This window comes from Streptomyces sp. NPDC001348, from assembly GCF_053597535.1.
In genome coordinates this window covers 23,167-46,199 of sequence record NZ_JBSFIK010000045.1, presented here as the reverse complement: position 1 = coordinate 46,199, position 23,033 = coordinate 23,167, and the positions used below count along the sequence as shown (strand labels likewise).

The window sequence follows — 23,033 nt, the reverse complement described above, 5'->3', positions numbered from 1 at the left end:
GCCGACGGCCGGACCGGGTCTTCGCGCGTCACCAGCCCGTACGTGCAGGCGTGCTGGGACACATCATCGACGGCCGGCAGCAGATCGCCGCTCTGCTCTCGAGGCAGGAATCGCGTGCCCCAGCGGGGCCTTTGACATCGCCAACCGGTACGGCGCGCAGCCGCCCTACGCCATCGAGCTGGGCGCCCTCGGCCGCCGGGCTGTCCGGAGCTCGGCCGGGGTTCTGCTGGCAGCGGGGCAGAGCCTGGAGATGGTCGTGGGACGGCTGGACACGCTGATGGTCGTGGGCGGCATCGGCTGCGAGGACGCGGCGGCGGACGAGCGGTTACTGGGCCGGGTGCGCCGGCTGGCCGCGCACAGCCGGCGTGTGGCCTCCGTCTGCACCGGCGCCTACGTCTTGGCCGCCGCCGGGCTGCTCGATCACAGACGGGTGACGACCCACTGGGGGTGGGGAGACCGGCTTGCCGAGCGCCACCCCACCGTGGCCGTGGCCGTGGACACAAGTCCCCTCGACATCCGTGACGGCAACGTCTACACCTCGGCCGGGGTCACCAGCGCCCTTGACCTGACGCTGGCCCTGATCGAGGACGATCACGGTCCGACACGCGCCCGGACCGTCGCCCGCGAACTCGTCACCCACCTGCACCGGCCCGCCGACCAGGCTCAGATATCGATGTTCCTGGCAGCGCCACCGCCGGAGGATCGGCTGGTGAGGGATTTGATGGGCCATATCGCGGGCCACCTGTCCGAAGACCTGACCCCCACGGCCCTGGCAGCCAGGGCGGGCATCAGTGCCCGGCACCTGACCCGCCTGTTCACCGCGCATCTCGGTACCACTTCCGCCCGGGCCGTACGCGCGGCACGCGCCGAAGCGGCGGCGCACCTCGTGCGCTCCAGCGCACTGTCCATGGCGGCGATCGCCCGCCGCTGCGGGTTCGGGTCGACGGAGACGCTGCGGCAGGCGTTCCTCGAACACTACGGGGTCACGGGGGACGGACTTCGCAGGATGCCGGACATGCCGCCCCGACGTTACACACCAAGGCAGAAGACTCCTGCCCCATGAGCTGTTCCACGACACGCAGAAACGTCCTGCGCGGGACCGTGGCCACCGCCGCACTCACGGCCACGGCCGCCCGGACCGAAGCGGCGCACGCGGCCCCGCGCAGCGGCGGTACGGGCCCCACCATCGGCATCCTGCTGTACGACGGCTACAGCCTGCTGGATCCCACCGGCCCGGCCGAAATACTGTCCCGGCTGCCGGACGCCACCGTGACCATGATCGGTGAGGAACGCGAAGCCGTCCGCACGGACACGGCAGACGTTGCCGTGGTCGCCGACCGCTCCATCGCCGAGGTCGACCGACTCGACGTCCTGCTGGTCCCGGGCGCGGGCAACCGCGGCACCATCGGGGCGATGAACAACCAGCCGCTCCTGCACTGGATCCGCGAGATGCACCGCCACACGCAGTGCACGACCTCCGTCTGCACCGGCAGCATCGTCCTCGCGGCAGCCGGGCTGCTGGACGGCCGGGAAGCGACGACCTACTGGGCCTCCGCCGACTACCTCCAGACCACGTTCGACGTCAGTTACGTGCCGCAGCGCTACGTGCGCTCAGGAAAGATCATCACCGCGGCCGGAGTATCGGCGGGATTGGACATGGCCCTGTACCTCGCGTCCCTGCTCGCGGACGACGACACGGCCCAGGCCATCCAACTCGCATCGAGTACGACCCCCAGCCCCCGTCGATTCCGGCAACGCCTCAGACGCCAGTCCCCAGATGAATGAGCGTGCCCTGCAGTTGCTCGCTGCGTCACAGGTATAGGGGCGGGCGTATGTGCGCATGAGCCGATGAACGGGCGGTACGACGCGGCGCACCGCCCGCCGTACAGCGGAACGCTGGGCGTTGCTCGGCTGCTCGACGCCGTAGACGACGCGCGCGAGGCCGGTGACCGAGGCGGCCAGCGGGGTGCCGTCGATGTCGCTGCGCCCACTCGGCTCGCTGCTCACGTACGCCACCAAGGCCCGCTGCACCCGCCTGAGTCCTCCTGACGACGAGACCCGACGACGCCCGGTTCTATGCGGTGGACGCGACCTGGTGTGGTTTCAGCGCGGTCGCGGGGTCAGGACAAACGCCGCTCATCCGGCTGAGACAAGGTGCCGATGGGCGATCTTGGCGTCAAACCGCGCTTCACCGGAGAGCAGCAGCCGCAGGGAGCGCCCCAGCGACCTCGAAGTTCCGGCTGTGTTCCGCGGGCACATCCGCGAAGATCACCGGCCTTGGCCAGTCAGTCGAAACGCTCGCTCAGCCAGTCCAGGCCCTCGCCCTCGACGAGGATCGTTTGAAGGGCGAAGTCCCAGATGCGGCGGCATCGCGACCCTTCCGGCACGCCGACCCGCCGCCGATTGATTTTCTGCTTTTCAAGAACGGGGTGGCTTCATTCACTTCTAGGGGCAGCGTTGGGGCGCGGATTTGGGCAGCACTTGGTGATCTTTGGCCCGGCGGATGTTCACGTGAAATGACGTCACTGGAGGAGGTGGCCACCGCTCGGAGGACAGTCCGTCGTCGGGGAAGAAAGCAGCGGTGTCAGCTGACCGGGTCGGACCTGAACGCTTGGCGGACCTTGGCGGTGATGTCCGACAGATCGGCGGAACGAGTGGTGTCCACGGTGATGACAGGGCCGTAGCCGAGCGGCTTGTCGTACTGGGCCAGAAGGTCGGCTGGAAGTTCCTGCATGACGTGCACCGGATGTACGTTGGTCGCTCTCGCGGCGTAACGGCGAGCTGCTTCGGCTGGCGGGTACCTGTAGTAGACCTCGACCACATCCGCGGCCAAGGCGTCTAGACGGGGGCGGGTGTCAGGGTGGCGCGGTAGGAAGTTGGCCTCCAGGACGGCCTGCGGGCAGCGGGCGGCCAAGGCCCAGATCAGGCTCATGGCTGCGGCGCCCAACCTGCGTGAAGACGCCAGGTCGGCGGGTGTGTCCAACGAGTCGTGCAGGGTCTCCTTGATGTGGTCCTTGGACAGAAGAGGGAAGCCGAGCTCTTCCGAGAGCGGGAGGGCCAGGGTGCTCTTGCCGGCCCCGGGAGCCCCGGTGACGATCACGATCTGGCGGGTCATGGGCCCGATCATGCCGGTTCCCTTTGAACGTCATACTCACTACTTGGTGCTGGTCTTGGAGAGGGCCGCTGAAAGGACATCTCGCGCGCGCATACGAGGTGACGAATGGCCTGGTGCAGGCACACACCAGCAGGAGCGCTGTCAGTGAGTACCACCGGCCCCGCCGTGTGCGCGGGTCGGGCACCGAGTCGAACATGGTGGTGCGCGCCGCCGTCAGCCGACAGGTGAGGTGCCACCGGGTCCCTGACCGCCGCCAAGTTGCGAGAGATCACCGGTGTACTCGCCTCCCCCTGACCCGGACACCGAGCAGCGCATGCGCGGCCACCACGCGCACACCGCGAAGGCCCTGGACGTCCGGGTGGAGCCGGGCGCGGAGTTCTGGGGTTGGACCGGACGCACCCTGGGTGCCCCGGGCCCGCACCGCTACGGGCGCGCCCGCCTGGCTGCGTCTGGTGTCCGCACCGGAGGACAAGGCCGCGGGGAAGTTGCGGGAAGGCGCTCTCGATGCCCAGCACGCTTTCGGCGATCTCGACGGCCACCGGTCCGGCCTCCTGGCCGTCCACGACGCCGTTGACGACGGCATCGCCTACCGGGCGGAGCCGTCGGTCCGCGTCGATGAACCGGTCCTGTACGGCGACCCGATCCTCCAGCGCGAGGTTCAGCCGCCGGACTCCTGGTGGAACGACCTCGCAGGGACGCTGGAGAAAGAGGCGGCCGTCGACACCGGCCGCGTCGCCGTACGGCAGCAGTACATGGAACGGGCCTTCCCCGATCGTCGGCATCCCGGCCCCGGCCTTGTCCTGCTGGGCCACAGCCCACGTGGATGTGCACTGGGCGAACCTCACCGAACCGCTGCGCCTGCTGGACTGGGAGAGATGAGGGCAGGCCCCGGAAGGGCTCGACGCTGCCACTCTCTACGCCTACTCGCTGCTCCGGCCGGACACTGCCGCCCGCGTCCGCGCCGCCTTTCCCGTGCTGGGCAGTCCGGCCGCGGCCTCGCAGCCGAAGCGACCGTGTGCGCCCAGCTGCTCCAGACCGTGGCCCGCGGAGACAACCTGGTCCTCGAACGGCCGCTTCGGAACTGGGCTGACGAACTCGGCCGCCGCTGAGCCCGCGTGGTCGCCCCGACCATGAGGCCTTCCACGCCGGATGCGACCTGTCCCGTGCCACTGGATCTTGACCGTTTGCCATCCGACTTTGACGGACGCGAGTTTGTGTCATCGGAGTTTGACCACCACAGGGTCAGCGACTCAGCGCACTTTCGGTGCGCTGAGTCGCTGACCTGTACTTATGTGCAGTTCCACGTGAACGTGCAGGTCAGAGCCTTGCGATCGTCATGCAGGCTGCTCGATTTGCGGGGACGGGGGGTCAGGAAGGCTTGACCGCCGAGACCGGGGTGACGGTCACCTTGTTGTCGCACTCGGCCCACACCCCGTCGTTCAGGGCGACCTGGTGCTTCCCGGAGTGCGGCAGCCCGATGACCATCGTCGGATACGTCACCGGGTCCTTGCCCGACACGCAGTAGCCGTCGGCCTCCCCCTGGACCTGGACGAAGGTCAGCTTCACCCACGCCTTGCCGTGCGGCCGTACCGTCACGGTGGCCGCACTGCCGGTGGGGGTGACCTTGAGCGGGGTGTTGTGGGCGGGGGAGCCGTTGCCGGCGCCCGCGACCGTCGGATGCCCCTTCAAGACGCACGTCCTCCGGGAGACGTTGGTGAACTGCACGACCGCCGCACCGGTCCCGGTCCCGACGGGCCGGTGGACGGCCTGCCAGGCGCTGACCTGGAGGGCGGAGGCCGGGCAGGCGGGCGGCGGGGTGGAGGTGGTGGTGCTCGCCGCCATGGCGGTGCCGGGCAGGATGCCGGTCACCGCCGCCGCGACGGCCGTGACCGCCGTCGTCGCCAGAGCCGCCCTGCGAATGCCGTTGCTGTGACGCATGCTGTCGTCCCCCTGAGTCGTCTCGTCCGCGGGTGCCGGTCGTCGGTTGTTGCCCCGCGGTACGCGTGGTCGTGGTACGTGAGTGCAGACAGGGCGGGAGAGCGGCAGGGTTCCGTGCGGCGACTACTTGTGACGGAACGGTGACGACAGGCTGCACCCGTGCAGATGGCCGTCAGGGCAGACAGTAGCGCCTCCAACGCGCCACGGGTTTTACCACGCCCCAGGCGCGCACCTGACGCATGCTGGGTGCAGCAATCGGTCGACGGCCTACCTTGGGCGGTTCACGCGGCAACGCGAATTCGCTGAGTGTGATCGCTTTGGTGGAGCCCACAACTCTCAGTGGGCGGTTCGTAAGGTGATGTCCGTTTCTGGCTGAGAACCTGACGCTGTCGGGGATCTTGGCTTCCGCTCTGTCCGTGCATTGCGCGTAGTGGGAAGTTGGGGGGTGCCTCTATGTCTTTCGTCAAGCGAGGCGTGGGGTTCTGGGTTCATAGAAGGTGCCGTCGCGGAGCATCGCGAACAGCACGTTGATGCGTTGTCGGGCCAGGCGGAGGAGTGCCTGGGTGTGGGTCTTCCCGCGGGCCCGGCATCGGTCGTAGTAGGTGCGGGAGGCGGGATCGTGCAGCGCGGCGAACGCGGACAGGAACATCGCGCGTTTCAGCTGCCGGTTGCCGCCGCGTGGTGCGTGTTCGCCGTGGATCGAGGTTCCCGAGGACTTGGTGGTCGGGGCGAGGCCGGCGTAGGAGGCCAGGTGGGCGGCGGTGGGGAAGCTGGTGCCGTCGCCGACGGTGACCAGCAAGGTGGCGGCGGTCCTGACCGCGATCCCCGGAATCGAGGTCAGGACCGCGGAAAGAGGGTGAGCCTCCAGCAGCTGTCCGATCTGCGCTGCCAGGGCTCGGCGCTGTTCGTCGACGGCCGCGAGCGAACGGGCCAGGGACGGGATCACGACGTCGAGGGTGCCGGTGCCCGGGACCACGACGGTCGGCTCGTCGAGCGCGTCGAAGATCTCGTCGATCAGGCGTTGGGCCATGCGCGGAGCCTTGGGCCGGATCACCTCAACGAGCCTGCGGCGTCCGGCTTTCCGCAGGGCGGCTGGGGATCCGTAGCGTTCCGGCAGCCAGGTCACGGCGGGGTGGTCCAGGCGCGGGCCGAGGACGCGTTCGAGGCTGGGGTGGAACTGGGTGAGCAGGCCGCGTATCCGGTTGGAGGTGCGGGTCGCCTCGGCCGCCAGGTCTTGGCCGAAGCCGACCAGCACGGTCAGCTCGGCGGTGATCTCGTCGGTCAGCTGGAGCGAGCGCAGGGTGTGCGGCATGGTCCGGGCTGCGTCCGCGATCACCGCGGCGTCCTTCGCGTCGGTCTTCGCCTCGCCCGGGTAGAGATCGGCGATCCGCCGCATGGACAGGCCGGGCAGGTAGGCGACCTTGCAGCCGGCATCCCGGGCGACGGTCAGTGGCAGGGCTCCGATGGAGGCGGGCTGGTCCACGATCACCAGCACGGTGCCGAACTTCGCGGCCAGCTTCTCGAAGACGGCCCGCAGCTTCGGCTCGCTGTTGGGCAGCTGCTTGTCGAAGACCTTCTTCCCGGCCGGGGTGAGGCCGTGCCCGTGATGGGCGCTCTTGCCGACGTCCAGGCCGAGGAAGACGCCCACGTCGTCGATGTCGTCCAACCCATCCTCCCGAGCGGGTTTCGTGCGGTGCTGGCCAGGGTGTTGGCGTCGTATGCGCGCATCCACGTTATGCAGACCTGCCGCCCGCAAGCGGCCGGGCATTGCGCCAGGCCAGGCGGTAGTCGGACCTCTCATCAGCGTCTCCAACGGCGCCTCCCAGGCCCGGTGACACCACCCCCCAGGTCATCCGTTCGACAGGGGGGAACAGTCATGCCGGGCCCGGAGGCCAGCGGTCCTCTTGCAGGACCGCGGAAAACATAACGGGGGGGGCGGCGCCGGTTGGGCTGTCCTCAGCCTCAGGTGTTCCACTCGCCCTAGGCTGTGTCTTCAATTGATCTTGAGTAGTGGATCATGGTCGGGTGATACGTCGCCATGAACTGTCTGATGCGGAGTGGGAGTTCGTCGGACCGCTGCTCCCGGTGTCGCTGCGGGGCCGGAAGCGGCTGGACGACCGCAAGGTGCTCAACGGGATCGTGTGGAAGTTCCGCACCGGAACGGCCTGGCGGGACGTGCCGGAGCGGTACGGCCCGTGGGCCACGCTGCACACCCGCTTTCGCCGGTGGGCCCTGGACGGCACGTTCGAGCGCATGCTCCGGGCCGCCCAGGCCAGGGCGGACGCGGCCGGGGACATCGACTGGCTCATATCGGTCGACTCCACCATCGTCCGTGCCCATCAGCACGCCGCCGGGACCCGAAAAGGGGGGCCCGCAGCCCCGGCCTCGGACGCTCCCGAGGCGGCCTGACCAGCAAAATCCACCTCGCCTGCGACGGTGCCGGCCGACCACTCGCCTTCACCCTCACAGGCGGGAACACCAACGACTGCACCCAGTTCACCGCCGTGATGGAGGCGATACGGGTGCCCCGCATCGGCCCGGGACGTCCCCGCGTGCGGCCCGCCTACGTCCTGGGCGATAAGGGCTACAGCTCCCGGGCCATCCGCACCTGGCTGCGACGGCGAGGCATCGGCCACACCATCCCCGAGCGGGCCGACCAGGTCCGCAACCGGCTCCGGCGCGGCAGCCGGGGCGGACGCCCGCCGGCCTTCGACAAGCAGCTCTACAAGCGGCGCAATGTGGTCGGACGGTGCTTCAACCGCCTGAAGCAATGGCGCGGCATCGCCACCCGCTACGACAAGACCGCCGAGTCCTACCAGGCGGCTGTCACTCTCGCATCGCTCCTGATGTGGGCGTGACATTTGAAGACAACTCCTAGTCGCCCGAGGCCACAGCCTTGAGTTCGGTCAGCGACTCCCGGATCAGATGCCGCATCGGGCGTTCCTCGGCCGGGGCGATCCATCGCTCGAAGGCGATCTTGAAGACGGCGACCGCCGCCTCGGCGGCCAGGCTCGCGGCCGGCTCGGCGACACCGCGGCCGCGCAGGGTGCCGGTGAGCGCGGCCGCCAGCGAGGCGAGCTTGATCAGCTCGCGTTCCCGGAGTTCCGCGTTCGCCGTGATCACGGCATGCCGTCGGCGCGCGAACTCCTGCCGGTCGGCGAACATCTCGGCGACGGCGTCCAGTCCGACCGCCAGCGCGTCGAGCGGCCCCGCGGCCTCGGGAGCACCGGCGACCGCGCGCACGAACAGTTCCTCCAGCTCGCCGGCGCCCGCGAACAGCACCTCGCGCTTGTCGGCGTAGTGCCGGAAGAAGGTCCGCTCCGTGAGCCCGGCCCTCTTGGCAATCTCCGCGACGGTGGTCTGCTCGTACCCGCGCTCGGCGTAGAGCGCCAGCGCGGCCGCAGCCAGTCGGCCGCGCGCGTCCGGCTCCCATCTACCCATGCCAGGATCTTACGTGATGACAGAGACTGACATCGAGGTGTAACGTCTATGACAGTCACTGACATCGACTGTTTGGGGCCACCCTTGCGCATCTTCGTCACCGGCGCCTCCGGCTGGATCGGATCCGCCGTCGTACCCGAACTCATCGAAGCGGGGCACCAGGTGCTGGGGCTGGCCCGCTCCGACGCCTCCGCCACCGCACTCGGCGCGGCGGGCGCGGACGTCGTCCGCGGCACCGTCGACGACCTCGACGTGCTGCGGGACGCCGCCGCCGCCTCGGACGGGGTGATCCACCTCGCCTTCAAGCACGACATCGCCTTCAGCGGCGACTTCCAGGGCGCCGCCGAGGCGGACCGCCGTGCTGTCGACGCTTTCGGGGACGCGCTCGCGGGCACCGGCCGGCCCTTCGTCCTCGCCTCCGGCGTGGCCGGTCTCGCGCCCGGGCGGGTGGCGACCGAGCGGGATATGCCCGCCTACGACGGCTCGCCCGTCTCCATCCGAGCGGTCACCGCCCAGGAGGTGCTCGGCTTCGCCTCGCGGGGCATCCGCTCGTCGGTGGTGCGGCTCTCGCCGACGTGTCACGGCGAAGGAGACAACGGGTTCATGGCCATGCTGGTCGCCCTGGCCCGCGAGAGGGGCTTCTCCGGCTACCTCGGCGACGGCACCAACCGCTGGCCGGCCGTGCACCGTCTCGACGCCGCGCATCTGTTCCGCCTCGCGGTCGAACGCGCCCCGGCCGGAGCGGTGCTGCACGGCGCCGCGGAGGAGGGCGTCGCGATCCGTGACGTCGCCGAGGTGATCGGCCGGCACCTCGGCGTACCGGTGAGCTCCGTGACCCCCGAGGCAGCCCCGGAGCACTTCACCTGGCTGGCAGGCTTCCTCGGTCTCGACGCCCCGTTGTCGAGCGCCCTGACCCGCAAGCTGCTGGAGTGGGAGCCGGCGCAGCCAGGACTCCTCGACGACCTCGACCAAGGGCACTACTTCCACACCCCTGCGGCCGGCGCCTGACACGGCGCCCGATGGGAGACCGGTGCCGTACGGCTCGGCCGCTGCACCTTCGCACCAGCGGGCCCGGCGCCACGACCCTGACCAGTCGCCGTAGTGGCCTAGCCTAGGGAAGTCCGCCCTCACCCGAAGGAGTGGCGGTCAGTCACGGGACCATCCCCACAGGCGCGGGGAGCACGTGCTGCTCTGGATCGAGGGATCTGCGCAAGCCGTAGCGCCCGACGGCCTGGGAGATGGTGCCTTCGACTCCGGCGCGGGTCTTGTAGCGGTCCTTCCAGGTGTCGGTGTCCTGTTCCGTGCGGGCCTGGCGGAGCGCTTCGTGTTCTTCGCGGGGCCGCAGGGTCAGGCGCCGGCCGAGGCTGGAGGTGGTGCACTGCTCGCGGACCGGGCAGGGGCGGCAGTCCCCGCCCTTGAATCGGACCCTGATCACCGGGATGCCCTCGGGAGAGCGGTCGGGAATCCAGCAGGTGGCGGTCTTCCCGCCGGGGCAGGTGACCTGCTCGCCCGCCCAGTCGATGGTGAAGTCATCGGCGGTGAACCCGTTGTTCGCGGCGGCCTGGCGGCTGATGACGCCGGCGACCGGCCCGGTGAGCGTGATGCCGTACTCGCGCCGGGTGCAGGTGCTGACCAGCAGATGCGCGTCGACGTATCCGGCGTCGACCAGGTGCTCACCGGGCAGACGGTCCGCCTGGGCGAGCTGGGCGTGCACGGCGCCGGTCATCGAGATGTCGGGCACGGTCGCCACGGTGGTGGCCACGTTCGTGATCAGGTTCGGGTGTCGGGCTCGCAGGTCTTGGTGAGGTGGACCTTGTATCCGTCCCACAGGGTGTCCCGCTTCAAGCTGCCACGAGCCTCGGTGTCATAGGGGTGACCAGGCGCGTCGGGCCCGGCGGGCGGTCTTTTGGCTCCCTGCGCCTCACCTCGCCCTCCGCCAGGCGGAAGGACTGGACCCAGACCTGGCGCAGGTGTTCCACCTGTTCGAGCATCCGCAGTCCCTCAGGTGCCCCGGGCGAAAAGACGGCTTCGAGCAGCCGCGTCCCGTCACGGCCGATCCGCGCCCCCACCTCGTCCCGCTTGCCGCGGGACTTGGGGAAACACGAATCCTCGGCCCTCGTGGCGTAGTACTTGAACCAGTCCGGCTCCGCGACCCGGGTCAGCCACTGCGGTGCGGACTGGGCCAGCGCATTCAACGCCGCACGCAGCGACTCTGCGACCATCTCCAGCCAGGACAGGTCCCGGGCTGCGGACAGCACGTGCGTCGAGTCGTTCCGCGCCCGGCCCGCGGTCCTCAGCAGTCCCCGGTCCCCGGCCGCAGCCAGAATGCCGTCCAGCACACGCCGCCCGGCGTCCGCACCAATCAGATGGTCTCTGAACTCCGACAGCACCGAGAAGTCGAAGCCGGGGTCCCCCAGTTCCAGCCCGAGCGCGTACTTCCAGTCGATACGGGCCCTCACCGCCTCCGCGGCCTGCCGGTCGGTCAACCCCTCGACGAACTGCAACACCACCACCAGCGCCAGCCGCCCCGGTGACCAAGCGGGCTTGCCCCGCGCCGGAAACAGGTCCGCGAACTCCTCGTCACGAAACAACGGCCCCAGCTCGTCCCTGACCCGGATCGCCAGACTGCCCTTCGGGAACGCGGCGCGAGCCACCCGCAACGTCCCCGCCGGAACCTCGTTCGGCCCGCTCAGTTGCATCGACATCCGCACCCACCCCATACGACAACGTCGGCCTTCAAGACCACGAGCGGGTCTTGAAGGCCGACGTCACGCGAGCCCCGAATGAACCAACAGCGTCCGGGGAATCTCGGGGGCGTAGCAGGAAGCGGGTCAGGGGGAATGCGCACGGTTCCGCCGGCACCGCGGTAGCCCTTGTCAGCCCAGCACTCCACCCCGACTGCCTCCAAGGCGTCGATGATGCCATGGATTCGCGCGTCCCTGATGTCGTGGACTGCTCCGGGCAGCGCGGGAGATGCCCACAGCAGTCGCCCATGCGGATCGGCGATCACTTGCACGTTCATGCCGTGCTTCTTGTGTTTCCCTGAGTGGAAAGGGTGGTCGGCGGCGATTCTGTCGATCGGCAACAGCGTGCCGTCCAGGATTACGAACGCCTTGGTGGAGGCGGTCTTCACCGTCTCGGTGAGCGTCGGGGCGAAGGAGGCCAGCACGTCGACGGCCTCGGCGACGTAGCGGTAGGCGGTGCTGGTGCCTATGCTGAACCCGGCAGCGAGTTGGGCGTAGGTGTGACCGCAGCGCAGATGGGCCAGCACCAGCAGTGCCTGTCGTCCAGCTGGCAGGCGGCGCCATCGCGTGCCTCGTTCACGGCGACGTGCCGCCAGTTCAGTGGCGAGGAAGCGCAAGGTTGAGATGGACAGATCGGCGCCGGCTGGGTAGACAAGCACGCGAAAGCTCCTGGCAGGACGGCTTGGATTTCGACACCCACTCGTCTACCAGGAGCTTCTCTACATCGGCGCACCGCCCGCGCCGTCAGCAGCCTTGCTCAACAGACAGCTTGAAAAAAACGCTCACTGCCGTCAGACCCCTTCAGCACGCCACAGCGCTCCCACCGGAAACGAATCCGGTGGGACCGCCAAGCTACTTGTTTGAGAACCCGAAGAACTCCATTACAGCTCGACGTTGATCTTCGACCGTACCCACCTCGGAAAGTTGAGCTGGCGCGAATATATCCACAAGATCCGCGTCGGTCAGAGGCGGATCGCGCCGCAATGGATAAGCAAGCCTTCCATTTGACATCTGACGTCCCATCCCCGATGGAAATACCGTCGGTCGTGATCCTTGACAGCAAACGAGGAGACCCACCGCCTCAAGGTGACGGCGCAAAACCTTGAGGCACTCGAAGAGATCTCCGCCCTGATGGACGCTAGTCATCCTGTTGGCGCGGACTAGCTTGATGCTCGGCGTGCCTGGGTCATCGACTTCAAGGTCAATCTCCTCGCGACGGCCATCGTCGCTGGCAGCGGTGAGGCTTAGTACATCCATCACTTCTCCAGAGGAACATAGTTGGGATTGTCCATCCAAGTCCCATCACGCAACCGCACGCCGATGATGCGGCTCGGATCAATGCGACCCGGAACAGCAATTTCCTGTTCGTCGGCAAATGGATTGGCTGGCCACTCGCCATTCACATCGACACCCTCGACCCCGTCAACGTGGTAGACGTTTCCGCCGCGCCCTGTGCCAGTGGCAGACGTTGCGCCGCTGCCGGCCCCAGAAGGCACGGGAGTTCGGGATCGGGGGCATGTGCGGTGGTCAGGGAGCGAACTCGAAGGCGCGCACGCGGTCAGGAGCCGGTCGGCGTCAGGTCCTGCAAGCCCACCACCCGCAGCATCTGCAAGCGCTCGTAGGACTCCGTGCCCGGGCGGGCCGTGTGGATGACGAGCTGCTGGTTGTGGTCGGAGTTGACGAGGATCTCGCAGTCGAGTTCAAGGATGCCGATCGCAGGGTGCCGGAAGCGTTTCGTGGAGGCGCGGCGTACGGCGACGTGATGTTCGTCCCAGAGGTGGGCGAACTCCTCGCTCGTGGCGCGTAGTTCGGCGACGAGGGCGCCGGGTTCGGGGTCCGTGGGGCGGGCCGAGGCCACCGCTCGCAGGCCTGCGACCTGCTCGCGGGCGCGCTCCGGGCGGTCCTCGGGCGGGAACAGCTCCTGGGCCGCCGGGTCCAGGAAGAAGCGGCGGATCATGTTGCGTCCTCGGGGCGGGCGGGCGAGGACGTCTCCGCTCAGCGCCCGCGACAGCGCGTTCTGGGCCAGGACCTCGCCGCAGTCGGTCGCCACCATCGCCGGGGTGTCGTGCAGCCGGTCCAGCACCAGGAGCAGGCTCGGGCGTACGTGCGTGCTGGTCTCCTCCCGGCGCGGCGGCTGTTCACCGGTGAGGTGGAAGAGGTGGTCGCGTTCGTCCTCCGTCAGGCGCAGGGCGCGGGCCAGCGCGGTGAGCATCTGGCGGGACGGGCGCGGGCCCCGGGACTGTTCCAGCCGCGTGTAGTAGTCCACGGACATGCCGGCCAGCTGGGCCACCTCCTCGCGGCGCAGCCCCGGCGTACGTCGGCGGGCTCCGGCCGTGAGGCCCACGTCGGAGGGAGCCAGGCGGGCACGAGCGCGGCGCAGGAAGTCGGCGAGTTCGGCTCGGTTCACCTCTCCAGGGTGCGCGAGGTCGACCGGCTTATCCAGGGACTCCCGCTCCCCTGATGAAGAGATCTCTCCCCGGTCGTCCCCGCGCCGGCCGAAGCTGGTCATCAACGACAGGCGACACAGTGCGTGAGGAGCACATCATGCTGACTTTGGTGACCGGTACGACGGGACAGGTCGGACGCCGCTTCGTGCCGAGGCTGCTGGTCCAGCGGCAGCCGGGCGAGCAGGTGCGAGTCCTGGTGCGGGACGCGGCCCGCGGCGAGCGCTTCGCGGAGCTGGGCGCCCAGGTCGCCGTAGGAGACATGCGCGACGAGGAGACACTCCGCAAGGCGCTCGCCGGCGTGGACGCCGTCGTGAACGTCGCCGCCTCCTTCCGCGGGGTGCCGGACGAGGAGGCGTGGGCCGTCAACCGGGACGCCGCGGTGGCCCTGGGCCGCGCCGCGCAGGCCTCCGGCGTGGAGCGGTTCGTGCAGGTCAGCACGAACAACGTGTACGGCGTCGGACGGGGCCGCCCGCTGACCGAGGAGGACGAGAGCCGGCCGGGCGGCGCGATGTGGGGCGCCTACCCCGAGTCCAAGGCCGAGGCCGAGCGCGAACTGCTCGTGCTTAAGGGCCTGGACGTTCGCATCGGACGGCTCCCCTTCGTCTACGGCGAGGCCGATCCGCACCTCGCCAACTCCTTGCATTGGGCCGCCCGTTGGGCGCCGCACCAGCGCCTGCAGATGGCCCACCACGCGGACGTCGCTCAGGGCCTGATGCGTCTGCTGTACGCGCCGGGCATCGCCGGCCGGATCTACAACATCGCCGATGACGCCCCCGTCACGACGGTCGAGCTGTACCAGCTCAACGGCGTCGAGGTGCCCGCCGGGCTCCACGAGCTCACGGACCCCGACCCGTGGTTCGGGATCACGTCCAACCAGCGGATCCGCCGGGAACTCGGCTTCAGGCCCATCTACCCGAGCGTCTGGACGGCCCGGGACGCCGGAGCCCTGTGACGGTCACTGCGCCCGGCCAGTCCACCTCTCTGATCCGTCCCACAGCACCGCCCCCACCGCGATCACGGCCACCACCAGGTACAGCACCCGGTAGCCGCCCAGGTACGTCACGATCGGCGCGGCAAGGGCGGGCGCCGCGACCTGCGGCAGCGCGTTCGCCACGTTGATCACGCCCGACTCTTCAGCCCAGGCCCTGACGTCTCCCGCTCGGGGCCATCCCCGCGGACGCGGGGAGCACTAGGAGGTGGCCACGACCACCCCGAACAGCTCGGGACCATCCCCGCGGGTGCGGGGAAACAGTTGTGGGACCCCTGCACTGGCCAGCTTGCGCAGGAACCATATCCCCGCAGGCGCGGGGAGCAGCCCTCTTCTCCGTGCCTCCGGGCACGTCGACTGGGACCATCCCCGCGGGCGCGGGGAGCAGAACGCCGACGAGGTGCCACCCACCGAGACGGAGGGACCATCCCCCGCGGGCGCGGGGAGCAGCGCCCCGTCGACCCGGGCCCGATGCTGAACCCGGGACCATCCCCGCGCCCGCGGGGATGGTCCCGGGTGGGATGGTCCCTCGTGGGCGCGGGACGGATCGTAGGCGAAGTGGACGGCGCCGAAGAGCACCGCCACCGCGGCGTCGACCGGCGAGATCACCTCAGCACGGTCGCTCAGGTGCAGGGCGAGCCGGTGCCGCAGGTAGTTGGACCGCGCCATGCCACCGACTAGGAGCAGTTGCTCCGCGGCGGGTGCAGGCCCGTCGACGAGCCGGACCCGCTCCTGTTGCTCAGCCTCGCCGTCAACCTGGCACTGAACGCGGGGTGGAACTGGCTCTTCTTCGGTCTGCGCAGCCCCAAAGCCGGGCTGGCCGGCACACTGTTGCTCGACCTCAGCAACGCTCAACTCATTCGCCGCGCCGCCCGCACGATCCCACCGCGGCCCATGTCCTCCTGCCGTACGCGGGGTGGTGCGCCTTCGCCACCGGCCTGAACGCCGCCCTCGTCCGGCAGAACGCCGGGAATGCCGGATGCGTGCGTCGCCCGAGTTGAGCGAGCAGAGCAGAGGCTGCCTGCTGGTACCGCTTGCTCATGTTGTCGTCGATGGGCGATCTGCATCGCCTTGTGTCTGGCCTGGGCTGCGGATCGTCGTATGTCGAACCGACGACCTCCTGGGGATCGGCGGCCCAGGGCGGGCAGCGGGTGACCGCGGTGGACACCTTCCGGACGTACGAGTCCCCGGACGGCGGCAGCGTGGGGTTGCGCCACGACGGTGCCGGTTGAGCTGCAGGCGTTCGTGGACGCGAACCACGGCCCGGCCATCGTGCCCGGCGGCGATCGGCGGTGCGCTGTTCACCGGCCGGGCGCCCCCGTGCGCAGGCCGTCCATGACGAGGTCGAGGAGCCTGGTGGCCCGGGGCCGCCAGTTGTCGCGCGGGTCGAGCTGCCACAGGCCCGCGATGGCGAGGAGGAAATCGTCCCCAGTGACGCCGGACCTGACGGTGCCGGCTTGCTCGTTGGCGCGGAGCAGCAACTCCGCCGCGCCGATCACCGGCGTGGGGGCCGGCTTCCCCGGACTGCCTGGCGCGCTGGTGACCTGCCGGATTGCGTCGGCCAGGCCGGCCTTGGTCATCGCGAATTCCGAAAGCCGGTCCATCCAGGCGCGCAGGGCCTGTGCCGGCGGCCGGGTCCGGAGCAGGTGGGCGGCACTGTCGGCGACCTGCTGCATCTCATGCCGGTAGATCTCCAGGACGAGTGCCTCGCGGTTCGGGAAGTTGCGGTAGAAGGTGCCCTGGCCGACACCGGCCTTCTTGGCGATCGCGCTCAGCGGTGTGTCCGCGCAGCGGGACAACTCGGCGAGTGCCACCTCCAGGATGCGTTCGCGGTTGCGCTGGGCGTCCGAGCGCCGGGGCGCGTCCTTCATCTGCGGCACTCGTCCTCCCAGAGGGGTTCGTGGCCGAACCTCGCCCTTGCTAACCGGACAGCTGTCCGATAAGTTTCCCACTTAGCGGACGGTTGTCCGGTCGTCGTCCACGATAGCTGCGGACGAGTCCTTGCGGCAGTCCGCGGTCCTCTTCAAGTTCCAGCACCACGCATCGTCGCCCCACTCCTGCGCCGCGGTGCCGCACCGCAGACCCTGCGCACCCGCCCGATTCCCCGGTCGTTGAAATACCCCATCTGCCCTGGCTAGGCGAAAGAAGCTGCTCATGGCCTCATCGGCGTCCAGTGTCATCACCCTGAACATCAACGGCGAGAAGTACACACTGCCCGTCGACCACCGCACCACCCTGCTCGATGCACTCCGCGAGCGTCTCACGCTGACCGGCTCAAAAAAGGGCTGTGACCAGGGACAGTGCGGCGCCTGTACGGTCCTGCTGGACGGCCGCCGGGCCGTGTCCTGCCTCCAACTGGCCGTGGCGGCCGAGGGCCGGGAGATCACCACCATCGAAGGCGTCGCCGAGGGCGAGCAGCTGCATCCCGTGCAGCAGGCGTTCCTCGACCTGGACGGTTTCCAGTGCGGCTACTGCACTCCAGGACAGATCTGCTCGGCGATCGGGGTGATCCAGGAGCACGCGGCGGGCTGGCCCAGCGCCGTCACCGACGACCTCCGCCCCGATGCCGGACCACCGCCGCTGACGGCCGAAGAGATCCGCGAGCGCATGAGCGGAAATCTCTGCCGGTGCAGCGCCTACGTCTCGATCGTCGAGGCCGTGGCCCAGGCGGCCGAGGCGCAGCCGGACGCGAGGCGCGCGGGCCTCGGGCCGGAGCCGAAGGAGGCCGTGGCATGAGGGAGTTCGACTACCGACGGGCGTCCGACGTCGCCGGCGCCGTCGCGCTGCTCGGCGCCGATCCCGACACCCGCTTCCTTGGCGGCGGCACCAACCTCGTCGACCTCATGAAGGCCGGAGTCGAACGCCCCGCCCGGCTCGTCGACATTCGCGAACTCCCGCTGGACCACGTCGAGTCGACGCCGGAGGGAGGCCTGCGCATCGGCGCCACCGTCACCAACAGCGACCTGGCCGCGCACCCTGAGGTCCGCCGCCGCTACCCGGCGCTGGCTCAGGCGGTGCTGGCCGGCGCCTCGGGACAGCTGCGCAACATGGCCACGCTCGGCGGGAACCTGCTCCAGCGCACCCGCTGCGGCTACTTCACCGACGTCGCCAAACCGTGCAACAAACGCGTTCCCGGCAGCGGTTGCCCCGCCATAGAGGGCGAACACCGCAACCACGCGATCCTGGGAGCGTCGGAGAACTGCGTCGCCGTACACCCCTCCGACATGGCCGTCGCGCTCGCCGCCTTCGACGCGGTCGTCCACTTCGAGACCGCCGACGGGCCGGACGAGGCGCCCCTGGCGGACTTCTACCTGCCCGTCGGCGACACCCCGCACCGCGAGACCGCCCTGCCTGCAGGTGCCCTGATCACCGGCGTCGTCCTGCCGCCCGTTCCGGTCGCCGCCAACTCCCGCTACCGCAAGGTACGCGAGCGCGCCTCGTACGCGTTCGCCATCGGCTCGCTCGCGGCCGCGCTCGACGTGCGGGACGGCGTCGTACACGACGCGCGCCTGGCCTTCGGCGCCGTCGCCTCCCGGCCCTGGCGGGCCCTCGCCGCCGAACGCATCCTGATCGGCGCTCCGGCCGACGCCGAGACCTACGCCGCCGCGGCGGACGCCGAACTGGCGGCGGCACGACCGCTGGCCCAGAACGGATACAAGGTGACTCTCATGCGCAACCTCGTCGTGGCCGAGCTCACCCGACTCGCACAGGAGGCCGTCCGATGACCACCGTCACCACCGCGGCACACACGCGGACGCCTTCCGTCGGCACCGCCCACACCCGCGTGGAGGGCAGGGACAAGGTCACCGGAGCGGCCCGTTACGCCGGTGAGATCCCCTTCACCGACCTCGCGTACGGCTGGCTGGTGCTCTCCACGGTCGCCCGCGGCCGCATCCGCGCCATCGACAGCGACCCGGTCCTCGCCATGCCGGGCGTCCTCGCCGTCCTCGACCACCGCAACGCCCTGCGCTTGAACACCGACTACACCGGTCTGCTGGGCACGAAGCCGGACCCGACCTGTGCCGTCTTCCAGCACGACCGGGTGCCGCACCTGGGCTGGCCGGTGGCGCTGGTCGTGGCGGAGACGTCCGAGCAGGCCAGGGAGGCCGCCGAGGCGCTCGTGGTGCACTATGAACAGGAGCCCCACGACATCGACTTCGTCGCGGGCCATCCGGGCGCCTACCCGGTGGACGGGCACATGCCGGCGGTGACGGAGAAGGGGGACCTGGACGCCGAACTGGCCGCGTCGGACCTCGTCGTGGACGCCGAGTACCGCACCCCCGAAGAGCACCACAACCCGATGGAGCCGCACGCGGCGACCGCCCACTGGGACGGCGGCCGGCTCGAGGTGGTCGACTCCAACCAGGGCGCCACCTGGGTCATCGGCGAACTCGCGAACCTTTTCTCGCTCGACACGGCGTCGGTGCGGGTGCGCTCGGAGCACGTCGGCGGCGGCTTCGGCAGCAAGGGCGTACGGGCCCACCAGGTGGCCGCCGTGATGGCCGCGACCATACTGCAGCGCCCGGTGCGAGTCGTCCTGACCCGCCGCCAGATGTTCTCGCTGGCCGGCTACCGCAGTCCCACCATCCAGCGGGTCAGGCTCGGCGCCGACGCCGAGGGGCGGCTGCGCGCGCTGGAGCACAGTTCCCTCAGCCTCACCTCCACCGTGCACGAGTTTGTCGAGCCGAGCGCCGGGGTGGCACGGGTGATGTACGACGCCGCCGCCCACCACACCGCCAACCGTGTGGTCCGGCTCGACGTGCCCACCCCGACGTGGATGCGAGGCCCGGGTGAGGCGCCGGGCTCCTTCGCACTGGAGGCGGCGCTCGACGAACTCGCCGAGAAGGGCGGCATCGACCCGGTCGAGGTGCGGCTGCGAAACGACCCCGAGCGGGGGCCGGTGTCCGGCCTGCCGTTCGCCGGCCGCAACGTGGCCGCCTGCTTCCGGGAGGGCGCCCGCAGGTTCGGCTGGGCGGACCGGGACCCGCGCCCCGGCCTGCGCCGGGACGGCCGCTGGCTGCTCGGCACCGGCACCGCGGCGGCGTCCTTCCCCGCGGGAGCGGCGCCCTCCACGGCGACCGTGACCGCGTACCCGGACGGCGGCTTCACCGTGCGGATCGCCGCGGCCGACATCGGCACCGGCGCCCGTACCGCACTCACCCTGGTCGCCGCCGATGCGCTGAACGTGCCCCCGGAGCGGGTCCGCGTCCGCATCGGTGACAGCGACTTCGGACCGGCGATGATCGCCGGCGGTTCCATGGGCACCCGCTCCTGGTCCTGGGCGGTCGCCGCCGCGGCCGCGGAACTGCGCGACACACTGGCTCCGGGCGCCGACATCCCCCCGGAAGGCATCACGGTGCGCTCGGACACCACCGAGGCCATCGGCTCGCTCGCGCCCGCCGAGCGCCACTCCTTCGGAGCCCAGTTCGCCGAGGTGGCCGTGGACGTCACCACTGGCGAGGTGCGCGTGCGGCGCATGCTCGGGATATTCGCGGCGGGCCGGATCGTCAACCCGCTCACCGCCCGCAGCCAGCTCGTGGGCGGCATGATCTGGGGCATCTCCATGGCGCTGCACGAGGAGGCCGTACGGGACCGCGCCTCGGGCGGCCACGTCGGCGCCGATCTCGCGGGCTATCACGTGGCCACCCACGCCGACATCCCGCACGTCGAGGCCGACTGGATCGACGACCCCGACCCGAACGACCCGGTCGGGATCAAGGGCATCGGCGAGGTCGGCATCGTGGGCGCCGCGGCCGCCGTCGCCAACGCGGTCTGGCACGCGACCGGCGTGCGCCACCGGGTCCTGCCCATCCGGCCGGACCGGGTCCTGACCTCGGCGACGGGAGCGCTCGATGCTTGAGCTGGCCGGGGAGCTGGACCGGTGGATCACGGAGGGCCGGGAGTTCGCCGTCGCCACCGTGGTGGCCGTCGGCGGCAGCGCACCGCGCGGCCCCGGCGCCGCCCTCGCCGTGGACAGCGCTGGCACCGTGATCGGCTCGGTCTCCGGCGGCTGCGTCGAGGGCGCGGTGTACGACCTGTGCCTGGAGGCGCTGCGCACCGGGGAGAGCGTGCTCGAGCGGTTCGGCTACAGCGACGAGGACGCCTTCGCCGTCGGACTGACCTGCGGCGGCACGATCGAGGTGCTGGTCACTCCGGTGTCCGGCCAGGAGCCCGCCCGGACGGTCCTCGCGGCGGCCGTGGCGGCCGCCGCGCAGGGCCGGCCGGCGGCTCTCGCCCGGGTCGCTCGCGGCCCGGCCGCACTCCTGGGCCGGGCCCTGCTACTGCGGCACGACGGCGCGCACGAAGGCGCTCTCGGCGGTCACCCGGAACTGGATCGCGCGGCGACGGCCGAGGCCCGCGCCCTGTTGGAGGCGGGCCGTACCGGCACGGTGGAGATATCGACGGACGGTTCACACTGCCCCGGCGGCCTCACCCTGCTGGTCGAGTCGAACGTGCCGCCACCACGCATGATCGTCTTCGGGGCGGTGGACTTCGCCTCGGCGCTGGCACGGGCCGGCAAGTTCCTCGGCTACCACGTGACCGTGTGCGACGCCCGCCCGGTCTTCGCCACCCGGGCCCGCTTCCCTGATGCCGACGAGGTCGTCGTGGACTGGCCGCACCGCTACCTGCGGCGCACCGCGACCGACACCCGCACGGTTCTGTGCGTCCTCACCCACGACGCCAAGTTCGACATCCCTCTGCTCAAGCTGGCCCTCGGCATGCCGGTGGCGTTCGTCGGCGCGATGGGCTCGCGCCGCACCCACGAGGACCGCAACAGGCGTCTGCGGGCCGAGGGGGTGAGTGCGCGGGAACTGGACAGACTTCGCTCTCCGATCGGCCTCGACCTCGGTGCCCGTACGCCCGAGGAGACCGCCCTGTCGATCGTGGCGGAGATCGTCGCCGCCAGGCGGGGTGGCACCGGCGTGCCCCTGACCGACTCCCGGACGCCCATCCACCGCGACCTTCGGACCGCGGAAGCGACGGTGGGATAAGCATCGACCGGCGCATCGCTGCCTTCGTCGGCCGCCGGACGCATCGTGGCCGAGACGATCAGCTCCTACCCGCGCGGAGTCCCCGTGGTCGCCCCGGGCGAGGTTCCCGAGGGGCCATTCCCGCAGGCGCGGGGAGCAGGCCACGGCCGAGGAGCGGGCGGCCGTCCCCGCGGGCGCGGGGAGCAGCCGCTGTGGAGCGTCGCGGGGCCGGATGAGGGGACCATCCCCGCGGGCGCGGTGAGCACTTGAGCCGGAACCTGCCCGGTGTCGCGTCCGGGGGACCATCCGCGCTGGGGAGCACCTGCGCGACGACATGTCCGACGACCTGCAGGCCAACCGCAACGCCGCGGCAGCAAGGGCGGACGGCTCACCGGCTTCGACAAAACGATCTACAAGCGCAGAAACGAAGTCGAGCACACGATCAACGCCCTCAAGAACTTCCGGGCCGTTGCCACAAGGTTCGACAAGCGTGGCTATGTCTTCCAGGGCACCGTGACCGTCGCAGCGATCCGGCTCTGGCTCCGAGGGTAGATCCATTATCCCTATGCGGCGAGGTGCCTGTCACCGTTCTCCGGAATGATCTTTACACCCGATTTGCAACTCTAGGCTTGCGGGCGGACACAAAACACTGAACCAGTTTGGGAGTTGAGAGTGGCGCAAGGCGTTGCCTCGCTGACGGCGGAACTCACGGATATGGCTGCGGCCGATCACCGGTTGGCAGTCCGCGCGAACAGCGACGACCCTGCTGAGCAGCTGGCCTGGCGGCGACTGACCGCCCGGCACGGTGACCGGCTGGGCGAGATCATGGACGAATACGGCTGGCCGACGGCGGAACTGGTCGGCGAGGAGGCCGCACGCGCGGCGTGGCTCATCGCTCAGCACGCCGACCGGCAGCTCGACGTTCAGCGTCGCGCCCTCCAGCTGATGCAGCAGGCGGTGTCGACAGGCTCGGCCAGCCCGCGCGAGCTGGCCTTCCTGCGCGACCGCACGCTGGTCAACGAGGGCCGCAAGCAGATCTACGGAACTCAGATCGCCGGCGTGAAGGACGGGGCGCCGGTTCCGTGGCCCTGTGAAGAGCCCGAGCGCATGGACGAACTTCGTGCGGAAGTCGGCATCGAGCCTTTCGACGAGTACGTCGCCCAGTTCTCCATGTGCTTGACGCCCCCTCCCCGGTCGCGTCCGGTGGATCACTGCCCGGGCTCACCTGCCGCGGGCAATGATTTGCCGGACAGGGGCTAGCTGGGGCGGGGATGAGGACGAGGTCCGGAAAGATACCGAGGAGCAATCCGTCCAGCACTGCGTCGGCGACAGAGCCTACGGCCACGATCGGAGTAAGACGCCATTTCAGTTGGCGTGATCTTGCGGCAG

The 23,033-nt window shown here is 70.1% G+C and carries 19 protein-coding genes and 5 pseudogenes; 14 read left to right on the top strand and 10 right to left on the bottom strand.

Features of this window, described 5'->3' with window-relative positions; translation table 11 throughout:
- Nucleotides 1-109 precede the first annotated feature (109 nt).
- Complete coding sequence (locus tag ACWC21_RS34155; RefSeq protein ID WP_450887663.1) at nucleotides 110-1,063, top strand: GlxA family transcriptional regulator; 954 nt, start codon at nucleotides 110-112, stop codon at nucleotides 1,061-1,063.
- On the top strand, nucleotides 1,060-1,785 hold the full coding sequence (locus ACWC21_RS34150) for a DJ-1/PfpI family protein (protein ID WP_450887617.1): 726 nt from the start codon (nucleotides 1,060-1,062) through the stop codon (nucleotides 1,783-1,785). The genes ACWC21_RS34155 and ACWC21_RS34150 overlap by 4 nt, the downstream gene beginning before the upstream one ends.
- A gap of 799 nt (nucleotides 1,786-2,584) precedes the next feature.
- Here ACWC21_RS34150 and ACWC21_RS34145 read toward each other — a convergent pair.
- Nucleotides 2,585-3,115, bottom strand: a complete 531-nt coding sequence (locus tag ACWC21_RS34145; protein WP_450887615.1) for an AAA family ATPase — start codon at nucleotides 3,113-3,115, stop codon at nucleotides 2,585-2,587.
- 452 nt (nucleotides 3,116-3,567) lie between these two features.
- On the opposite strand from ACWC21_RS34145, the gene ACWC21_RS34140 reads away from it, so the two are divergent.
- Complete coding sequence (locus ACWC21_RS34140) at nucleotides 3,568-4,224, top strand: hypothetical protein (RefSeq protein ID WP_450887613.1); 657 nt, start codon at nucleotides 3,568-3,570, stop codon at nucleotides 4,222-4,224.
- A 259-nt stretch (nucleotides 4,225-4,483) separates the two neighbouring features.
- On the opposite strand, the gene ACWC21_RS34135 is transcribed toward ACWC21_RS34140, so the two are convergent.
- Nucleotides 4,484-5,053 (bottom strand): DUF4232 domain-containing protein, encoded by a 570-nt coding sequence (locus ACWC21_RS34135; RefSeq protein WP_450887611.1) that lies wholly within the window; start codon nucleotides 5,051-5,053, stop codon nucleotides 4,484-4,486.
- Nucleotides 5,054-5,516: 463 nt separating this feature from the next.
- Nucleotides 5,517-6,719 (bottom strand): IS110 family transposase, encoded by a 1,203-nt coding sequence (locus ACWC21_RS34130; protein ID WP_450887610.1) that lies wholly within the window; start codon nucleotides 6,717-6,719, stop codon nucleotides 5,517-5,519.
- 362 nt (nucleotides 6,720-7,081) lie between these two features.
- Here ACWC21_RS34130 and ACWC21_RS34125 point away from each other — a divergent pair.
- Nucleotides 7,082-7,911 (top strand): annotated as a pseudogene (locus ACWC21_RS34125) (IS5 family transposase).
- A 16-nt stretch (nucleotides 7,912-7,927) separates the two neighbouring features.
- On the opposite strand, the gene ACWC21_RS34120 reads toward ACWC21_RS34125, so the two are convergent.
- Nucleotides 7,928-8,494, bottom strand: a complete 567-nt coding sequence (locus tag ACWC21_RS34120) for a TetR/AcrR family transcriptional regulator (protein ID WP_450887608.1) — start codon at nucleotides 8,492-8,494, stop codon at nucleotides 7,928-7,930.
- Between the two features lie 84 nt (nucleotides 8,495-8,578).
- Here ACWC21_RS34120 and ACWC21_RS34115 point away from each other — a divergent pair, with 84 nt between their 5' ends.
- Nucleotides 8,579-9,502, top strand: coding sequence for an SDR family oxidoreductase (locus tag ACWC21_RS34115; protein ID WP_450887661.1), 924 nt, complete (start codon nucleotides 8,579-8,581; stop codon nucleotides 9,500-9,502).
- A gap of 193 nt (nucleotides 9,503-9,695) precedes the next feature.
- Here ACWC21_RS34115 and ACWC21_RS34110 read toward each other — a convergent pair.
- The 4 genes and pseudogenes from ACWC21_RS34110 to ACWC21_RS34095 all read right to left on the bottom strand — a co-directional run.
- Nucleotides 9,696-11,199: pseudogene (locus ACWC21_RS34110) on the bottom strand (IS1182 family transposase); the annotation flags it as partial.
- 131 nt (nucleotides 11,200-11,330) lie between these two features.
- A pseudogene (locus tag ACWC21_RS34105) lies at nucleotides 11,331-11,897 on the bottom strand (transposase family protein); the annotation flags it as partial.
- A gap of 597 nt (nucleotides 11,898-12,494) precedes the next feature.
- A complete protein-coding gene (locus tag ACWC21_RS34100) occupies nucleotides 12,495-12,641 on the bottom strand; it encodes a hypothetical protein (RefSeq protein WP_450887606.1) in 147 nt (48 codons plus the stop codon).
- A 155-nt stretch (nucleotides 12,642-12,796) separates the two neighbouring features.
- The gene (locus tag ACWC21_RS34095) at nucleotides 12,797-13,645 is read right to left on the bottom strand and encodes a helix-turn-helix transcriptional regulator (RefSeq protein ID WP_450887604.1); all 849 of its coding nucleotides are present in this window, start codon (nucleotides 13,643-13,645) and stop codon (nucleotides 12,797-12,799) included.
- Between the two features lie 137 nt (nucleotides 13,646-13,782).
- On the opposite strand from ACWC21_RS34095, the gene ACWC21_RS34090 reads away from it, so the two are divergent.
- Nucleotides 13,783-14,637 (top strand): NAD-dependent epimerase/dehydratase family protein, encoded by an 855-nt coding sequence (locus ACWC21_RS34090; RefSeq protein WP_450887602.1) that lies wholly within the window; start codon nucleotides 13,783-13,785, stop codon nucleotides 14,635-14,637.
- Between the two features lie 3 nt (nucleotides 14,638-14,640).
- Here the strand turns inward: ACWC21_RS34090 and ACWC21_RS34085 are convergent, their stop codons facing one another.
- Nucleotides 14,641-14,808, bottom strand: a complete 168-nt coding sequence (locus ACWC21_RS34085) for a hypothetical protein (protein WP_450887600.1) — start codon at nucleotides 14,806-14,808, stop codon at nucleotides 14,641-14,643.
- Nucleotides 14,809-15,360: 552 nt separating this feature from the next.
- Between ACWC21_RS34085 and ACWC21_RS34080 the strand changes: the two genes are divergently transcribed.
- The gene (locus ACWC21_RS34080; protein ID WP_450887598.1) at nucleotides 15,361-15,615 is read left to right on the top strand and encodes a tryptophan-rich sensory protein; all 255 of its coding nucleotides are present in this window, start codon (nucleotides 15,361-15,363) and stop codon (nucleotides 15,613-15,615) included.
- Between the two features lie 110 nt (nucleotides 15,616-15,725).
- Entirely contained in the window at nucleotides 15,726-15,905 is a 180-nt protein-coding gene (locus tag ACWC21_RS34075; RefSeq protein WP_450887596.1) for a hypothetical protein, read from the top strand.
- Between the two features lie 69 nt (nucleotides 15,906-15,974).
- On the opposite strand, the gene ACWC21_RS34070 is transcribed toward ACWC21_RS34075, so the two are convergent.
- Nucleotides 15,975-16,544 (bottom strand): TetR/AcrR family transcriptional regulator, encoded by a 570-nt coding sequence (locus tag ACWC21_RS34070; protein WP_450887594.1) that lies wholly within the window; start codon nucleotides 16,542-16,544, stop codon nucleotides 15,975-15,977.
- A gap of 283 nt (nucleotides 16,545-16,827) precedes the next feature.
- Between ACWC21_RS34070 and ACWC21_RS34065 the strand changes: the two genes are divergently transcribed.
- The 6 genes and pseudogenes from ACWC21_RS34065 to ACWC21_RS34040 form a co-directional block, all read left to right on the top strand.
- Nucleotides 16,828-17,409, top strand: coding sequence for a (2Fe-2S)-binding protein (locus ACWC21_RS34065; RefSeq protein ID WP_450887592.1), 582 nt, complete (start codon nucleotides 16,828-16,830; stop codon nucleotides 17,407-17,409).
- On the top strand, nucleotides 17,406-18,398 hold the full coding sequence (locus ACWC21_RS34060; protein WP_450887590.1) for an FAD binding domain-containing protein: 993 nt from the start codon (nucleotides 17,406-17,408) through the stop codon (nucleotides 18,396-18,398). The genes ACWC21_RS34065 and ACWC21_RS34060 overlap by 4 nt, the downstream gene beginning before the upstream one ends.
- Entirely contained in the window at nucleotides 18,395-20,533 is a 2,139-nt protein-coding gene (locus tag ACWC21_RS34055) for a xanthine dehydrogenase family protein molybdopterin-binding subunit (protein WP_450887588.1), read from the top strand. Before ACWC21_RS34060 ends, ACWC21_RS34055 begins: the two co-directional genes overlap by 4 nt.
- A complete protein-coding gene (locus ACWC21_RS34050) occupies nucleotides 20,526-21,665 on the top strand; it encodes an XdhC family protein (RefSeq protein ID WP_450887586.1) in 1,140 nt (379 codons plus the stop codon). Before ACWC21_RS34055 ends, ACWC21_RS34050 begins: the two co-directional genes overlap by 8 nt.
- Before the next feature lie 339 nt (nucleotides 21,666-22,004).
- Nucleotides 22,005-22,196: pseudogene (locus tag ACWC21_RS34045) on the top strand (IS5/IS1182 family transposase); the annotation flags it as partial.
- A gap of 120 nt (nucleotides 22,197-22,316) precedes the next feature.
- Nucleotides 22,317-22,817: pseudogene (locus ACWC21_RS34040) on the top strand (DUF6624 domain-containing protein); the annotation flags it as partial.
- Nucleotides 22,818-23,033: the final 216 nt, after the last annotated feature.

Coding starts and splice junctions, on each gene's coding strand:
- ACWC21_RS34055 (WP_450887588.1), top strand. CDS start 18,395: ATGACCACCGTCACCACCGCGGCACACACGCGGACGCCTTCCGTCGGC.
- ACWC21_RS34150 (WP_450887617.1), top strand. CDS start 1,060: ATGAGCTGTTCCACGACACGCAGAAACGTCCTGCGCGGGACCGTGGCC.
- ACWC21_RS34090 (WP_450887602.1), top strand. CDS start 13,783: ATGCTGACTTTGGTGACCGGTACGACGGGACAGGTCGGACGCCGCTTC.
- ACWC21_RS34065 (WP_450887592.1), top strand. CDS start 16,828: ATGGCCTCATCGGCGTCCAGTGTCATCACCCTGAACATCAACGGCGAG.
- ACWC21_RS34050 (WP_450887586.1), top strand. CDS start 20,526: ATGCTTGAGCTGGCCGGGGAGCTGGACCGGTGGATCACGGAGGGCCGG.
- ACWC21_RS34060 (WP_450887590.1), top strand. CDS start 17,406: ATGAGGGAGTTCGACTACCGACGGGCGTCCGACGTCGCCGGCGCCGTC.
- ACWC21_RS34120 (WP_450887608.1), bottom strand. CDS start 8,494: ATGGGTAGATGGGAGCCGGACGCGCGCGGCCGACTGGCTGCGGCCGCG.
- ACWC21_RS34070 (WP_450887594.1), bottom strand. CDS start 16,544: ATGAAGGACGCGCCCCGGCGCTCGGACGCCCAGCGCAACCGCGAACGC.
- ACWC21_RS34145 (WP_450887615.1), bottom strand. CDS start 3,115: ATGACCCGCCAGATCGTGATCGTCACCGGGGCTCCCGGGGCCGGCAAG.
- ACWC21_RS34075 (WP_450887596.1), top strand. CDS start 15,726: ATGGGCGATCTGCATCGCCTTGTGTCTGGCCTGGGCTGCGGATCGTCG.
- ACWC21_RS34135 (WP_450887611.1), bottom strand. CDS start 5,053: ATGCGTCACAGCAACGGCATTCGCAGGGCGGCTCTGGCGACGACGGCG.